Origin of the sequence: Streptomyces muensis (genome assembly GCF_021474425.1) — a bacterium.
Lineage (GTDB): Bacteria > Actinomycetota > Actinomycetes > Streptomycetales > Streptomycetaceae > Streptomyces > Streptomyces muensis.
The window spans coordinates 1-15,119 of sequence record NZ_JAKEIP010000206.1; the positions used below are offsets into that span (position 1 = coordinate 1).

At 69.9% G+C, this 15,119-nt stretch carries 13 protein-coding genes and 2 tRNA genes; 12 read left to right on the forward strand and 3 right to left on the reverse strand.

Annotation, left to right across the window (positions count from 1 at the left end):
* Positions 1-32 precede the first annotated feature (32 nt).
* Positions 33-1,136, reverse strand: coding sequence for a M48 family metallopeptidase (locus tag L0P92_RS32990; RefSeq protein WP_372497367.1), 1,104 nt, complete (start codon positions 1,134-1,136; stop codon positions 33-35).
* Between the two features lie 144 nt (positions 1,137-1,280).
* Here L0P92_RS32990 and L0P92_RS32995 point away from each other — a divergent pair, with 144 nt between their 5' ends.
* The 9 genes from L0P92_RS32995 (at position 1,281) to L0P92_RS33035 (ending at position 6,448) form a co-directional block, all read left to right on the forward strand.
* A complete protein-coding gene (locus tag L0P92_RS32995) occupies positions 1,281-1,442 on the forward strand; it encodes a hypothetical protein (RefSeq protein WP_217206364.1) in 162 nt (53 codons plus the stop codon).
* A 130-nt stretch (positions 1,443-1,572) separates the two neighbouring features.
* A complete protein-coding gene (locus L0P92_RS33000) occupies positions 1,573-1,737 on the forward strand; it encodes a hypothetical protein (RefSeq protein WP_107119861.1) in 165 nt (54 codons plus the stop codon).
* A 49-nt stretch (positions 1,738-1,786) separates the two neighbouring features.
* On the forward strand, positions 1,787-2,425 hold the full coding sequence (gene nadD / locus L0P92_RS33005; protein WP_234766737.1) for a nicotinate-nucleotide adenylyltransferase: 639 nt from the start codon (positions 1,787-1,789) through the stop codon (positions 2,423-2,425).
* A 26-nt stretch (positions 2,426-2,451) separates the two neighbouring features.
* On the forward strand, positions 2,452-4,167 hold the full coding sequence (locus L0P92_RS33010; RefSeq protein WP_234766738.1) for an LCP family protein: 1,716 nt from the start codon (positions 2,452-2,454) through the stop codon (positions 4,165-4,167).
* 123 nt (positions 4,168-4,290) lie between these two features.
* On the forward strand, positions 4,291-4,737 hold the full coding sequence (gene rsfS, locus L0P92_RS33015; RefSeq protein ID WP_234766739.1) for a ribosome silencing factor: 447 nt from the start codon (positions 4,291-4,293) through the stop codon (positions 4,735-4,737).
* Positions 4,734-5,399, forward strand: coding sequence for a histidine phosphatase family protein (locus L0P92_RS33020; protein WP_234766740.1), 666 nt, complete (start codon positions 4,734-4,736; stop codon positions 5,397-5,399). Before rsfS ends, L0P92_RS33020 begins: the two co-directional genes overlap by 4 nt.
* Before the next feature lie 118 nt (positions 5,400-5,517).
* A tRNA-Ala gene (locus tag L0P92_RS33025) sits at positions 5,518-5,590 on the forward strand.
* A gap of 442 nt (positions 5,591-6,032) precedes the next feature.
* Positions 6,033-6,266: a hypothetical protein gene (locus tag L0P92_RS33030; RefSeq protein WP_003976229.1), complete on the forward strand. Its 234-nt coding sequence runs from the start codon at positions 6,033-6,035 to the stop codon at positions 6,264-6,266.
* Between the two features lie 109 nt (positions 6,267-6,375).
* A tRNA-Ala gene (locus L0P92_RS33035) sits at positions 6,376-6,448 on the forward strand.
* A 49-nt stretch (positions 6,449-6,497) separates the two neighbouring features.
* Here the strand turns inward: L0P92_RS33035 and L0P92_RS33040 are convergent.
* Complete coding sequence (locus tag L0P92_RS33040) at positions 6,498-8,111, reverse strand: NADH-quinone oxidoreductase subunit NuoF family protein (protein WP_234766741.1); 1,614 nt, start codon at positions 8,109-8,111, stop codon at positions 6,498-6,500.
* Positions 8,108-9,466: a ferric reductase-like transmembrane domain-containing protein gene (locus L0P92_RS33045; RefSeq protein ID WP_234766742.1), complete on the reverse strand. Its 1,359-nt coding sequence runs from the start codon at positions 9,464-9,466 to the stop codon at positions 8,108-8,110. Before L0P92_RS33045 ends, L0P92_RS33040 begins: the two co-directional genes overlap by 4 nt.
* Before the next feature lie 471 nt (positions 9,467-9,937).
* On the opposite strand from L0P92_RS33045, the gene leuS reads away from it, so the two are divergent.
* The 3 genes from leuS (at position 9,938) to L0P92_RS33060 (ending at position 14,746) form a co-directional block, all read left to right on the forward strand.
* Positions 9,938-12,820 (forward strand): leucine--tRNA ligase, encoded by a 2,883-nt coding sequence (gene leuS, locus L0P92_RS33050; RefSeq protein ID WP_273634130.1) that lies wholly within the window; start codon positions 9,938-9,940, stop codon positions 12,818-12,820.
* A gap of 249 nt (positions 12,821-13,069) precedes the next feature.
* Complete coding sequence (locus L0P92_RS33055) at positions 13,070-13,807, forward strand: hypothetical protein (RefSeq protein WP_234766743.1); 738 nt, start codon at positions 13,070-13,072, stop codon at positions 13,805-13,807.
* A 93-nt stretch (positions 13,808-13,900) separates the two neighbouring features.
* Entirely contained in the window at positions 13,901-14,746 is an 846-nt protein-coding gene (locus tag L0P92_RS33060) for a DegV family protein (protein WP_234766744.1), read from the forward strand.
* Positions 14,747-15,119: the final 373 nt, after the last annotated feature.

Below are 15,119 nucleotides of genomic sequence, written 5' to 3' on the forward strand. Positions count from 1 at the left end.
GAGGAAAATGGGGTGGAAGCCGCAGGTGGGCGTCAGGTGTTGTCCTCGCTGTCGTCGTCCCGGCGCGGCGCCTCCCCCGAGGCCGTACCAGTGAAGCCGCCGAAACCCCGCCGCACCCGGCCACCCAGATCGCCCGCACCACCGGCGATGTCCGTGACCAGCTTCATCAGCGGGTCCTTGGACGACTTCACATGGGTGGCGTAGTGCGAGGCCGACTCACGGAAGGAGTCGGTGACCGAGGTGTCCTTGTCCTCCGAGCGGCGCGGATAGTGCCCGTCCATGATCCGCTGATGGTCACGGGACTCGGCCCACTTCTTCAGCTCGGCCGCCCGCACCGTGGTGAAGGGGTGGGAGCGAGGCAGCACGTTCAGGATCTTCAGGACGGAGTCACGCAGGTCGCCACCCGCCTCGTACTCCTCGGCCTGCTTCAGGAACGCGTCCACGTTCATCTCATGCAGATGGTGACCGCCCGCGAGCTTCATCAGGCCGCGCATCGAGGCCGTGAGGTCCTGCCCGACGAGCAGCCCCGCCCGGTCGGCGGACAGCTCCGACTTGCGGAACCACTCCCGCAGCGCCGTCACGATCGCCATGATCGCGATGTTCCCCAGCGGGATCCAGGCGACCCGGACGGCGAGGCTGGTGAGGAAGAGCAGGATCGTGCGGTAGACGGAGTGGCCGGAGAGGGCGTGACCCACCTCGTGGCCGACAACCGCCCGCATCTCCTCCTCGTCGAGCAGTTCCAGCAGCCCCGTGGTGACCACGATGATCGGCTCGTCCAGGCCGATGCACATCGCGTTCGGCACCGGGTCCTGGTTGACGTACATCGGCGGGACCTTCTCCAGGTCCAGGATGTAACAGGCGTCCCGCAGCATGTCGTTGAGGTGCGCGAACTGCTGCTCGGAGACCCGGACCGAGTCGGACAGGAACAGCAGCCGCAGACTGCGCTCGGGCAGCAGGCCGCTCAGGGCCTTGAAGACGGTGTCGAAGCCGCTGAGCTTGCGCAGGGCCACCAGGGCCGAGCGGTCCGCCGGGTGTTCGTACGCACGCGAGGAGATCCCCGGGAAACGCCTGCGCTGCCTGCTCGGCACGTTCTCGTGCCCGCCCTGCTCGTGGCCGTCGGACATGTCTTCCCCCATGTGCGTCTGGATGGCTCTCTACGGCTCTGTAAGGCCTTGTGCGGCCTTTTGCAGAGCCTTGTTCCGCCCTTTGCGCCCCCGAAGCAGAGCCCAGCCTAAGCCGAGTTACGGTGGACGGGCACTACAGCGAAGGAGTTCCGCGTCATGGAGCACAACCCCCCGGCCGCCTGGCTCACCGAGGCCGCGAGCGCGGCCGAGCAGCAGGGTGCGGGGAATCTGCTCCGGGTGGTGCTGATCGTGATGGTCGTGGGCTGTGTGCTGACCGCGTGGTTCCTGTTGCGGGGCTACAGGCGGAAGGACGACTGAGCGCCCGGGAAGGTTCCCCACCGGCCGCCCCGGCGCCCCAACGGTGGAGTCGGCGTGATCCCCGTCATGGCGCCCGCTTACGATGGGCCGACATCTTTATCCCGCCCACACCCGATAGGTCACGCCGAAGATGAGCTTCCACAGCGCCGCTGCCCAGTTGGTCACTCTCGCCGCCGAGGGCGAGGAGCACGGCGGCAACCACAACAGCATCAGCCCGTGGCTCACCGGGGGTGGCGCCTTCGTCATCCTGCTGCTCCTGCTGTGGATCACCACCCGCTTCAACCGCGACCGCTGAGTCCCGGACAGGCCTGGGCCCTCAGGCGGGGCCGGTAGGGTCTGCACGCATGGGAGAGCAGGACATGCCTACCGGCCCCGGAAACGGCCCGTCGAACCCCGGCAAGCGCCGCCTCGGCGTCATGGGCGGAACGTTTGACCCGATCCACCACGGCCACCTCGTCGCGGCCAGCGAGGTCGCCGCGCAGTTCCACCTCGACGAGGTCGTGTTCGTGCCCACCGGCCAGCCGTGGCAGAAGAGCCACCGGCACGTCTCCCCGGCCGAGGACCGCTATCTGATGACGGTCATCGCCACCGCCGAGAACCCGCAGTTCTCCGTCAGCCGCATCGACATCGACCGCGGCGGCCCGACGTACACCGTCGACACCCTGCGTGATCTACGCGCGCTCAACCCCGACACGGACCTCTTCTTCATCACCGGCGCCGACGCCCTGGGCCAGATCCTGACCTGGCGGGACTCGGAGGAGCTGTTCTCCCTCGCGCACTTCATCGGCGTCACCCGGCCCGGCCACGACCTCGACGACGCCGGGCTACCGGAAGGCGGCGTGTCGTTGGTCGAGGTACCCGCGCTGGCCATCTCGTCCACCGATTGCCGCGCGAGAGTCGCAAAGGGCGACCCCATCTGGTATCTGGTGCCGGACGGAGTCGTGCGCTACATCGACAAGCGCGAGCTGTACCGCGGCGAGTGAGGCGAGTGAGCCGAGAGGGGCGACCGGTGAACGACCGATACGACGCGGGGGCCGCGGGATACGAGGGCGACCAGTACGAACTCGTCGGCTACGACGAGTACGGCCGGCCGGTCTACCGGCAGATCCCGGCGCAGCAACAGCCACCGCAGCACCAGTACGACCCGTACGCGCAGCAGGGCTACGGCTACGACCCGTACGCGACCGGCCGGCAGCAGCCCGTCCCGCCGTACGATCCCTACGCGGCCGGCGACACCGGCCGGCAGCCGCCCACGCCCTCCTACGAGCAGTACGGCACCGGCACGCACCCCCAGCAGGCGGGCGCGCACTCGCCCCCCTATGACCCGTACGGCCGAACCGCCACCAGCGGACAGCAGCACCGGGTCGCCGAGCAGCAGACCGCCTACATCCCGCAGCAGGCCGGGCCGGTCGAGGAGCCGCATCCCCAGGAGCGGGGAGACCGCGGCGACCGGGAGTACCAGACCGAGCAGTTCGCGTTCGTCGAGGAGCCCGACGGGGACTCCGAGGACGTCATCGACTGGCTGAAGTTCACCGAGAACCGCACCGAGCGCCGCGAGGAGGCCCGGCGACGGGCACGCGCGCGCGTGATCGCGCTCGTGGTCGTCCTGGCGGTCGTCGCGGCCGGAGGCGTCGGCTACCTCTGGTACGCAGGGAAGCTGCCCGTCCTGTCGTCGAGCGACAGCAAGGAGGGCACCGCTACGGCGGTGGGCGCCCAGAAGCGGGACGTGATCGTCGTCCATCTGCACAACACCAAGAAGGGCGGCACCTCCACGGCGCTGCTCGTCGACAACACCACCACCAACCAGGGCACCACCGTCCTGCTGCCGAACTCCCTCGCCCTGACCGGCGACGACGGCACGACCACCCTGGCCAAGTCGGTCGACGACGACGGCTCCTCCGGGACCCGCGACGCCATCGACACCGTCCTGGGCACCGAGATCCAGGGCACCTGGCGCCTGGACACCCCGTATCTGCAGAACCTCGTCGACCTGGTCGGCAACATCGAGGTCGACACCAACGCCGACGTGCCCGACCCGGACGCCAAGGCCAAGGGCAGCGCGCCCCTCGTCCGCAAGGGCAAGTCCCAGACCCTCAGCGGCAAGATGGCCGTCGCCTACGCCACCTACCAGGGCTCGGGCGAGGCGCAGAACGCCCAGCTGGAGCGGTTCGGGCAGGTAATGCAGGCCACGCTGCGCAAGCTGACCTCGGACACCCAGGGCGCCACCGTCACCGTGCAGACCCTGGGCATGATCATCGAGCCGCCGCTGACCGACAAGGACCTCGGCGCCTTCCTGGCCAAGCTCGCCGAGCTGGCCAAGGGCGGCGACTACAAGACGGCCATGCTGCCCGTCCAGACCGACGGAACACTCAGCGCCCAGGCGAGCGCCAGTGTCGTCAAGAACGTCCTCGGCGGCACCGCCAAGAGCCCCGACAAGGACGCCGCGGTCCGGGTGTCCATCCGCAACGCCAGCGGCGTCAAGGACAACACCGAGAAGGCCCGCGTGGTGCTGCTGAACGGCGGCTTCACCTTCCTGGAGGGCGGCACCGCGTCCGCCGAGGCCACGTCCGAGGTCGTCTACGCCGACGCCGCCGACAAGGCCAACGCCACCGAGGTCGCCAAGACCCTCGGACTGTCCGCCGACGCGGTCACGAAGGGTGACGTGGCGGGGAACGCGGACGTCTCGGTGGTGCTCGGCCAGGACTACAAGCCGTCCTCGTCGTAGCCACAGCCGTACAAAACCGCAGGCCACCCCACGTGAGCCGGTAATCACGTGGGGTGTTGTCACCGGTCCGTGAGACCCTTGAGGTCGAGTGAAGCCAAGTGTCCGCCGACCGAAAGCCTTGTAGTGACCGCTACCGACCGTTCCCTCGAGCTCGTCAACACCGCCGCCCAGGCCGCCGCCGACAAGCTCGCGCACGACATCATCGCCTACGACGTCAGCGACGTCCTGTCGATCACGGACGCCTTCCTGTTGGCCTCCGCGCCCAACGACCGCCAGGTCAAGTCGATCGTCGACGAGATCGAGGAGCGGCTCAACAAGGAGCTCGGCGCCAAGCCGGTGCGCCGCGAGGGCGACCGCGAGGCCCGCTGGGTCCTGCTCGACTACGTCGACATCGTCGTCCACGTCCAGCACAGCGAGGAGCGCGTCTTCTACGCCCTGGAGCGGCTGTGGAAGGACTGCCCCGAGCTCGACCTGCCCGAGGACGCCAAGGCCACCCGCGGCAAGGCCGCCGAGCACGCCGAGCTCCAGGCCGCCGAGGAGGCCGCCGAGCTGGGCGGTGAGTGGCGATGAGCACCACCGACGAGGTGCCCACGGGCAGGCCCGGCCGCCGCGTCATCCTGTTGCGGCACGGCCAGACCTCGTGGAACGTGGAGCGCCGCTTCCAGGGCACCACGGACGTCGCCCTCACCGAGGCCGGCCTCGCCCAGGCCCGCCGCGCCGCCCGGCTCCTCGCCGGCCTCAAGCCCGACGCGATCATCGCCTCCGACCTCCGGCGCGCCGCCCACACGGCAGCCGAGCTGTCCGCGCTCACCGCCCTGGAGGTGACGCACGACGAGGCCCTGCGCGAGACCTACGCGGGCGCCTGGCAGGGCCTGACGCACGAGGAGATCATCGAGCGGTACGGCGAGGAGTACGCGGCGTGGAAGCGCGGCGAGCCGGTGCGCCGCGGCGGGGGCGAACTGGAGACCGAGGTCGCCGACCGCGCCGCCCCCGTGGTGCTCCGGCACGCCGAGAAGCTCCCAGAGAACGGCACCCTCGTCGTGGTAAGCCACGGAGGCACGATCCGTACGACCATCGGCCGCCTCATCGGCCTGGAGCCCAGGTCCTGGGAGAGCCTCGGCGGCCTCTCCAACTGCTGCTGGTCCGTCCTCGGCGAGGGCGCCCGCGGCTGGCGTCTGCTGGAGCACAACGCCGGCACCCTGCCGGAGCCGGTCCTCGGCGACGACGACTGACGCCGACGACGACTGACGAGGCCCGGATTTCACTTTCTGGCAGGTCGCAGGCTAAAGTTCTTCTTGTTCGCCCCGCCGAGCGGGGCGAAACACCATGTGGCTCCGCCACGTGGGACCAGGGGCTATAGCTCAGTTGGTAGAGCGCCTGCATGGCATGCAGGAGGTCAGGAGTTCAATTCTCCTTAGCTCCACAGTGAGACAACAAGATCCCGCCGATCGCTTCGATCGGCGGGATCTTCTGGTATCCGCCAAAGTGTTCGGGTCCGGCTTGAGTGACTTGGGCCTCGCGGGCGTATACCTCTCAGGAGGCGCTTGGGGCGCGGGTGCGCACGGTCCGTGCGGCGGCGAAGGCTTGCCGTGTCCGGACTGGTACTGAGGCGTCGCTGACCGTATTGGTCCGGCCGTGGCAGAATCAAACGGCCGGAAGGGGGCGCGGCCCGACGGGAGGGAGCAGTGATGCCTGCGAGCATCCTCGAGGAGGTCGGTGGCCTCCCCGAAGCAGCTTTGACACGGGATACGATCACGCGCCTCAGCTGCCCTTCCTGCGGCTCCGTCCATGTCGCCCAGCTTCTTGGCGACAACGGCGGAATTTCCTACGTGTGCACGGCCTGCGGCCACAGCTGGAGCTGATCGATGGGTGCACACAGGCGAAAGTGCGACTGGTGCGGCAGCGGAACGCCGATCGTCCGAGACATGGAACCGGTGAACCCCGACTACCAGTACTGGTGCGAGGAATGCGCGCGGGCGCTGATCATAAAAGGCGACCCGATCGAGACCTACCGTGAACTCGAGGGCGAACCGATCTACGGCCGTCTCCTCGAAGAACACTGCACGCTCAAGCGTTTCTATTCCTTCGTCACGGCTTGAACCGGACAAAAGCGGTCGTATCGGACCACTCGGGAAACGATTTGGTGCTGCACCAGGTGGACCGGTAATGTTGGCGTCGCCGCCGGGGAAACCGAGCGGACCAAAGCAAGGGGCTATAGCTCAGTTGGTAGAGCGCCTGCATGGCATGCAGGAGGTCAGGAGTTCAATTCTCCTTAGCTCCACAGAAGTCGAAGGCGGACCATCCACAAGGATGGTCCGCCTTCGGCGTGTTCAGCGTCCCAGCGCGCGCCTGCCGCGGCCCTGGGAGAGGACCGGCAGGTTGTTGCGGGAGGAGTCGCCCGCGCGGGTGTCCTCCTCGATGCGCAGGGCGAGGGCGGGGCAACGGCGTACCGCGCGCAGGGCCTTGGCCTCGGCGTAGCGCGGGACCTTCGCCTGGGCGACGGTCGGGAAGCCGTCGGCGCCCAGCTGGAAGACCTCCGGGAGGATGTCCGCGCACAGGCCGTGGCCGCGGCACAGCGTCCAGTCGACGTAGATCTTCTGACGGCTGGGGCCGTTCTCCTCGGCCTCGGCGCCGCCCGGGATGCCCGAGGGGGCCCTGCCGCCCTCGAAGAGCGGCAGAACGCCCTCCACGGGCCGTCCGCAGCCGTTGCCGAGGACATGGGCCGCCAGGTCGTCGGTGAACGCCTTGATGGTCGACTCCAGGAACATCGCGGAGCCGTCCGGGTGCGAGCACGCGCCGCGCCGCTTCACGTTCTTGGCGACCTGCTTGAGCGCCTCCAGGGCGGCCGGGCCACCGCCGTTGAGGATGTCCTCCATGCCGCGCGCGGCGGCCGGCAGACCGAGGTAGCAGGGGCCGCACTGGCCCGCACTCTCCTCGGCCAGCCACTGCGCCACCCGCAGCGACTCGCCCAGTGGGCAGGTCTCCTGAGTGATCGGTAGGATCGCGCCGGCGCCGAGCGCACCGCCCACCGCGTCCAGCGAATTGCGGGAGACGATCGCCTCGTTGACCGTCGCCGCGTCGATCCACTTGCCGTGATAGCCGCCGGTCAGCACGCCCTGGGGGACGGGTGGGGCGCCGGCGAGCTGGAGGACGTAGCGCAGCGGCACGCCGGTCGGCACCTCGATGACCATCGGGCGGGCGACCGCGCCGGAGACCGTGAGCATGACGGTGCCCGGCTCGTCGTACAGACCGGTGTTGCCGTAGCGCTCCGGGCCGATGCGGGCCGCGATGGCCAACTGGGCGAACGTCTCGGCGTTCGACAGCAGTGTGGGCGCGCCGCCGACGCCGTTCTGTGAGGCGCTGACCTTGCGGCCGGGCGGGATCGCCGGGCCGCCGTCGATGGAGCGGATCACGGAGGCGGCGGCGCCGGTGACCATGCGCACGGGGTTGCGCTGGACGAACGCGCGTAGCGCGGAGCGGCGGCTGTTGCTCAGGCCGCGTTCGGCGAGGGCGGCCTCCATGGAGCGCTGGGTGGATTCCCGGGTGACCGCCACCACGAGCGTGCGGGCACCCAGGGCCTCGGCGCACAGTAGCGCGCCGTCCAGGATGAGATGCGGGGCACGGTTGATCATCACCGTGTCCTTGCGGCAGGCCGGCTCGTCCTCACTGCCGTTGACGACCACGACGGGCCGTACGCCGCGCTTGATCGCGGCCTCCGCGACCGAGCGCAGCTTCTTGTGGAAGGGGAAGCCCGCGCCGCCGCGGCCCTTCAGATTGATGTTCTCGGCGAGCTTCGCGAGCTGCTCGCCGCCCATGGGTTCGAGCGGCCCGTGCACCTTCAGGTGCATGGGCAGATCGAGTCTCTCCACAAGGTCGAAGCCCGACGTGAGCTGGGGAAGACCGACCACGCGGACTTCGGGTACGTCGGGCAGGGCCTCGTTCACTTAAAGCCTCCGGAAGGCGTGTTCCAAGGTTCGCCCGAACCCGGTGCGTCGAAGTCGTAGGAGGCACCGGGCAGTGTTTCAGTGGCGGGACCGCTGTTGTTGTACGTGTCGTTCTGGTTGTACGTACCGAAGACGGCGTTCGTCTCAGCGGTGTCGTACACATCACTCGAGCCGTAGCCCGCGGCGCCGGAACCGTAGCCCTGGGTGCCCGAATTGCCATAGACGGGGATGTTGTATCCGGTGTCGTTGAGCGGGTCGTAGGACGACGGGGGCGCCTCGCCGACGGGCGGCGGGGACGGGATCGGCCAGCTGCCCGAGGTGCTGGAGCCGCCGTCGACGCGGGGGATCGCCTCCGTCGGCTGCATGTCCAGGGGCAGGTCCATGCGGGCGGTCTGGTCGGCCGCGTAGGACTGCTGCGGCCCGCGGGAGCGGGGTGAGACGGCACGGTAGGCGGCGGCGAACCCGCCCGTGGTCTCCGCGGCCGACGGGGCCTGGGAGGGCATCCCGGGCAGCGGGCCCGGCCGCTCGTCGCGCAAGGGCCGTTCGCCGCGCGAACCCCGTCCCGGGCGCTGGTTGTCGTAGCCCGGCAGCGCGGATCCGGACGCGGCCCGGGCGCGGCTCTCCTCCAGGTCCTCGCGGCCCGCCGACTCGTCGCGGCCGACGAACTGGGCGATCCAGTCGGCGAACCTGCGCTTGACGGGGCGCGGGGCGGCGCGCAGCGCGAGGGCCGCGGCGACGGCGACGACGCACAGTTCGTAGCAGACCATGAAGAACGTCTTCGCCGGGCGGCCGGCGAACAGGCCGTGGACCAGCGCCGCGCACCAGGCCGGGTAGGCCAGCATGTGCATCGCGCGCCAGCGGGCGGCGACCGGCGCCGGGGAGGCGAACTGGTTGCGCAGCGCGCCGGTGATGCCCACGAAGATCATGAGCAGGGCGGCCAGGGAGCCCAGGCCGATGAGGAAGGCGCTGCCGGGGATCTCGTCGCCGCCGGCGAACACCAGGCTGAAGGGGATCAGCGCGGCGATCGGGCTGGCGTGGTCCAGCGCCAGTTTCACGCCGATGTGCACCAGGAGGAACGCGATCGAGGCCACGGCGGTCACCCGGTGGATGCCCTGCGCGATGATCCGCTGGCGGGTGTTGAGGATCATCCGGTCCTGGGCGACCAGGCCCCAGATCACCGAGCAGGTGAGACAGACGAGCGACAGGACACCGGCGCCGAAGTTGAGGAACTCCTGCAGCCAGGTCCCGCCGACCAGTACGACCAGGGGTATGAGCAGCAGAACAGCAGCGGTCGCCACCCCGTAGGCCGACCGGCCCGTTTTGGGGAGCGAACTGTTACTACGACGAGGGTTCATGGGGGCAACTCCGAGCGGTTCGGGAAGGCGGTCCCGCTGCCGCACTCTAAGTGGCTCCATACCGAGGGGTACGGCGTTTGAGTTATTGCGTTGTTATCTACGGGCTGTACGGGACTTGCGGTGTCCCTTAGCGACTGTTACGCCAGGTAACAGTTGAACGTTGTTCAGCTTTTCGAGGTCTTCACAACTCTCAGGTACGGAACAGGGGGCGCGGTTGTTCATGTGTGAGCCCGCTCGTGGCGCCTGTCCTGCGCCCCGCCGGAAGCCCGTCGCGACCCGCTCCGGCGCTGCGGTACCCTGACGCCATGCGTGCCGTACGCCTTCTGCTTAGCGGGCCGCGCTGATCAGTCCCGACCACCGGGCGAATCGGATGGTCGGAATCGGCGCGGCGTCCCCTCCTGTGCGAGGGGATTTTTCGTTTCCAGAGAACCGCAGCCGCTGGCAGAGACGATCGATGGAGCTTTGAGGATCATGAGCGAGACGAACCCCGCTGCCACCGCCGAGGTGGCCGCGCCGCACCGCTACACGGCCGCCATGGCGGCCGAGATCGAGGCACGCTGGCAGGACTTCTGGGACGCCGAGGGCACCTATGCGGCGCCGAACCCCAAGGGCGACATGGCGGGCGACCCGGAGCTGGCCGCCAAGCCCAAGAAGTTCATCATGGACATGTTCCCGTACCCCTCCGGCGCGGGCCTGCACGTCGGCCACCCCCTGGGCTACATCGCGACCGACGTCTTCGCGCGCTTCCAGCGCATGACCGGCCACAACGTCCTGCACACCCTGGGCTTCGACGCCTTCGGCCTGCCCGCCGAGCAGTACGCCGTGCAGACCGGCACGCACCCGCGTGTCTCCACCGAGGCCAACATCGAGAACATGAAGGTCCAGCTGCGCCGGCTGGGCCTGGGCCACGACAAGCGCCGGTCGTTCGCCACGATCGACCCGGACTACTACAAGTGGACCCAGTGGATCTTCCTGCAGATCTTCAACTCCTGGTACGACGACGAGGCGAAGAAGGCCCGCCCGATCGCCGAGCTGATCGCTCAGTTCGAGTCCGGTGAGCGCGCCGTACCCGGTTCCGACGGCGGCACGCGCGCGTGGAGCGAGCTGGACGCCGCCGAGCGCGCCGACGTCCTGGGCGGCTACCGCCTGGCGTACGCCTCGGACGCGCCGGTCAACTGGTGCCCCGGCCTGGGCACCGTGCTGGCCAACGAGGAGGTCACGGCCGACGGCCGCTCCGAGCGCGGCAACTTCCCGGTCTTCAAGGCCAAGCTGCGCCAGTGGAACATGCGGATCACCGCGTACGCCGACCGGCTGCTGGACGACCTGAACGAGCTGGACTGGCCCGAGGCCATCAAGCTGCAGCAGCGCAACTGGATCGGCCGCTCCGAGGGCGCCCGCGTCGACTTCCCGATCGACGGGGAGCGCATCACGGTCTTCACCACGCGCCCCGACACCCTGTTCGGCGCGAGCTACATGGTGCTGGCGCCCGAGCACCCGCTGGTGGAGAAGTTCACCCCGGACGCCTGGCCCGAGGGCACGCACGACGTGTGGACCGGCGGCCACGCGACCCCGGCCGAGGCCGTCGCCGCCTACCGCGCGCAGGCCGCCTCCAAGTCCGACGTCGAGCGCCAGGCCGAGGCCAAGGACAAGACCGGCGTCTTCATCGGCTCGTACGCGACCAACCCGGTCAACGGCGAGCAGGTCCCCGTCTTCATCGCCGACTACGTCCTGATGGGCTACGGCACCGGCGCGATCATGGCCGTGCCCTGCGGCGACCAGCGTGACTTCGAGTTCGCGCGGGCCTTCGAGCTGCCGATCACCTGCATCGTCGAGCCGACGGACGGCCGCGGCACGGACACCTCCACCTGGGAGGACGCCTTCTCGTCGTACGACGCGAAGATCATCAACTCCGCGAACGACGAGATCAGCCTGGACGGCCTGGGCGTCGCCGAGGCCAAGGCCCGTATCACCGAGTGGCTGGAGCGGTCCGGCGTCGGCGAGGGCACGGTCAACTTCCGGCTGCGCGACTGGCTGTTCAGCCGTCAGCGCTACTGGGGCGAGCCCTTCCCGATCGTCTACGACGAGGACGGCATCGCCCACGCGCTGCCCGAGTCGATGCTGCCGCTGGAGCTGCCCGAGGTCGAGGACTACAGCCCGCGCACCTTCGACCCGGACGACGCCGACACCGAGCCCGAGACACCGCTGTCGCGCAACGAGGAGTGGGTCAACGTCACCCTGGACCTGGGCGACGGACCCAAGCGCTACCGGCGTGAGACCAACACCATGCCCAACTGGGCGGGTTCCTGCTGGTACGAGCTGCGCTACCTGGACCCGCACAACAGCGAGCAGCTGGTCGACCCCGAGATCGAGCAGTACTGGATGGGCCCGCGCGAGGGCCGGCCGCACGGCGGTGTCGACCTGTACGTCGGCGGCGCCGAGCACGCCGTGCTGCACCTGCTGTACGCGCGCTTCTGGTCCAAGGTGCTGTTCGACCTGGGACACGTCTCCTCGGCGGAGCCGTTCCACAAGCTGTTCAACCAGGGCATGATCCAGGCCTACGTCTACCGCGACAGCCGGGGCATCGCGGTGCCGGCCGCCGAGGTGGAGGAGCGCGACGGCGCCTACTACTACCAGGGCGAGAAGGTCTCCCGGCTGCTGGGCAAGATGGGCAAGTCCCTGAAGAACGCGGTCACGCCGGACGAGATCGCCGCCGAGTACGGCGCCGACACGCTGCGGCTGTACGAGATGGCGATGGGCCCGCTGGACGTCTCCCGGCCGTGGGACACGCGCGCGGTGGTCGGCCAGTTCCGGCTGCTGCAGCGGCTGTGGCGCAACGTCGTCGACGAGACGACCGGTGCCGTGACGGTGGTGGACGCCGAGCCCGACGAGGACACGCTGCGTGCCCTGCACAAGGCGATCGACGGCGTGCGCGGGGACCTGGAGGGCATGCGCTTCAACACCGCCATCGCCAAGGTCACCGAGCTGAACAACCACCTGACCAAGGCCGGCGGGGCGGTGCCGCGCCCGGTCGCCGAGGCACTGGTGCTGATGGTCGCGCCGCTGGCCCCGCACGTCGCCGAGGAGCTGTGGCGCAAGCTGGGCCACGAGGACTCGGTGGTGCACCGGGACTTCCCGGTCGCCGACCCGGCCTACGTCGTGGACGAGACCGTGACCTGCGTCGTGCAGATCAAGGGCAAGGTCAAGGCCCGCCTGGAGGTCTCGCCGGCCATCTCCGAGGAGGAGCTGGAGAAGGTCGCCCTGTCCGACGAGAAGGTCGTGGCGGCACTGGACGGCGCCGGGATCCGGAAGGTGATCGTGCGGGCGCCGAAGCTGGTGAACATCGTTCCGGCGTAGGTGGCGCGGCTGCGTGAGCGCGCCGGCGACTCCGGCCGGGCTGCCGCCGCGGCCCGTCGGGGTCGCGGCGCGCTGGGGTCGCGGCTCGTCGGGGTCGCGATGACGTCGGCTTTCGGCGCGGTGTGATCTTCGCTCGGGGTGATCCCCTACGGGCAGGTTCGGGGTTCTGCTGGAACTCCGGGCCTGCCCGCTGCGTTTACCGTTGAAGAGTGACGCGGCAGGTGTCGCGGCCGGTCGGAGGAGGAGTTCGTGGACGCAGTGATCGCAGTCGTGGCCCTGCTGTTCGTGCTCTTCGTCGTGCTGGGCGTCTACGCCACGGTGAAGGTGGTCGGTGCCGCCAAGCGCCGCGTCGACGACACCATCAGCCACGCCCGCCGCACGGTCGAGGACCACACCCTGCGGGCCAAGTCCTTCGCCCAGCCGGGCCCGGCCGGCGAGCTCGCCCAGCTGCGGCTGAAGCTGCGCACCTCCATGCGGGCCACCCAGGACGCGCTGCACGCGGGCGTGGCCGAGGACGAGTCCCTGAAGGAGTCCCTCGGCCTCTTCCAGCGCCTCAGCGCGCACGGGCATGAACTGGACGCCGAACTGCGGCGCCTGGAGTCCGAGCCGGACCGCGCGACGCTCGCCGAGCGGCTGCCCGACCTCAGCGAACGCACCGAGCGCATCATCCATGCCGCCGACTCGCTGCGCTGGGCCGCCCGCGACCGGGCCCGCCGCTTCGCCGACGACGACCTGGACACCCTCAGCGCCCAGATCGACGTGGAGACCGGCGCCCTGCGGCACTGGCAGACGGAGGAGCCCACCTCACCGTCGGCCCCTTGGCCGGAGGCCCCCGCCGCACAGCCGGAAGCGACGGCCGAGCAGACCTGGTCGGACCCCTCTCGAACGCAGCGGGCCGAGGAGCCCGCACGGCCCGCGATCACCCCGCCCGGCCCTCGCCCGACGTACTCCTGGGAGAAGAAACCCCGCCCCGAGAGCACGACTTGAGCCCGGGTGAGCGTGAGTTGATCCGGTCAAGGCATTTCCAGGTGAGCGGGGTCGGGCTGCCGCCCGGGCGCTACGGCAGGTAACCTCCAGCTCATGTCCCGCCATGTCGCGATCGTCACCGATTCAACGGCCTACCTGCCGCCGCGGACGATGGAGCGCCACGGCATCACCTCAGTACCGCTGACCGTGGTCGTCGGTGGTCAGGCACTGGACGAGGGCACCGAGATCTCGACCCGTTCCCTCGCCCAGGCGTTGCAGAAGCGACGCCCTGTCACCACCTCGCGTCCCAGCCCGCAGGTCTTCGCCGAGCACTACCGCAAGGTCGCCGAGGCCGGCGCCACCGGCATCGTCTCCCTGCACCTGTCGGCCGAGCTCTCCGGGACCTATGACGCGGCGGTCCTCGCGGCGCGCGAGGCGCCGGTGCCGGTGCGGGTGGTGGACACCGGGATGGTCGCGATGGCGCTCGGGTTCAGCGCGCTCGCCGCGGCCGAGGCGGCGGAGGCGGGCGGCACGGTGGACGAGGCCGTCACGGCCGCGGAGAAGCGGGCCGGGAGCACGGCCGCCTACTTCTACGTCGACACCCTGGACTATCTGCGTCGCGGTGGCCGTATCGGCGCGGCACAGGCCCTGCTGGGCTCGGCGCTCGCCGTGAAGCCGCTGCTGCAGCTGGAGGGCGGTCGGATCGGCCCGCTGGAGAAGGTGCGCACGGCTTCCAAGGCCATCGCACGCCTGGAGGAGATCGCGGCCGACCGGGCGGGCAGCGCGCAGGTCGACATCGCGGTGCACCATCTCGCCGCTCCCGACCGGGCGTCGGCCCTGGCGGACCGCCTGCGGGCACGGGTCCCGGGGCTCGCCGACCTGCATGTGAGCGAGGTGGGAGCGGTGATCGGGGCGCATACCGGGCCCGGGTTGTTGGGGGTTGTGGTTTCGCCTCGGTGACGGGTGCTCAGGGGCGGGGTTTCGGGGCGGACGGGCGCCCACTGGGCGAGTGCTCGGAGGCGGGGGCCACTCGTGTGGGTGGCGGAGTTTTCCACAACTGGGCGGTAATCCCCGGGATTTGAGCAAGATCATCGCGGGTGGGCCGAGGTGCCCGATCCTCGTCGCATGGCACTTCGATCACGCACACGTACCACGACGGCAACCAGTGGCCCGGGCCGCGCCCCCCACTCCGACAGCCGCGCCCGCCATCGACGACGCATGCATGTCCGGGGACGGGCGCGGCAGCACCATGCGTCGGCACAGGAGTTGCGGCGCAGGGCGGAGGTGATTTTCGCCGAACGGGCCGAGGAGTGGCGGGAGTCGGGGGCGGGGC

Bases quoted from the DNA above. Each gene is read 5' to 3' on its own strand.
- L0P92_RS33000 (WP_107119861.1), top strand. From the start codon at position 1,573: ATGAGCTTCCACAGCGCCGCTGCCCAGTTGGTCACTCTCGCCGCCGAG.
- L0P92_RS33045 (WP_234766742.1), bottom strand. From the start codon at position 9,466: ATGAACCCTCGTCGTAGTAACAGTTCGCTCCCCAAAACGGGCCGGTCG.
- L0P92_RS33020 (WP_234766740.1), top strand. From the start codon at position 4,734: ATGAGCACCACCGACGAGGTGCCCACGGGCAGGCCCGGCCGCCGCGTC.
- L0P92_RS33030 (WP_003976229.1), top strand. From the start codon at position 6,033: ATGGGTGCACACAGGCGAAAGTGCGACTGGTGCGGCAGCGGAACGCCG.
- L0P92_RS33060 (WP_234766744.1), top strand. From the start codon at position 13,901: ATGTCCCGCCATGTCGCGATCGTCACCGATTCAACGGCCTACCTGCCG.
- L0P92_RS32995 (WP_217206364.1), top strand. From the start codon at position 1,281: ATGGAGCACAACCCCCCGGCCGCCTGGCTCACCGAGGCCGCGAGCGCG.
- L0P92_RS32990 (WP_372497367.1), bottom strand. From the start codon at position 1,136: ATGGGGGAAGACATGTCCGACGGCCACGAGCAGGGCGGGCACGAGAAC.
- nadD (WP_234766737.1), top strand. From the start codon at position 1,787: ATGGGAGAGCAGGACATGCCTACCGGCCCCGGAAACGGCCCGTCGAAC.
- leuS (WP_273634130.1), top strand. From the start codon at position 9,938: ATGAGCGAGACGAACCCCGCTGCCACCGCCGAGGTGGCCGCGCCGCAC.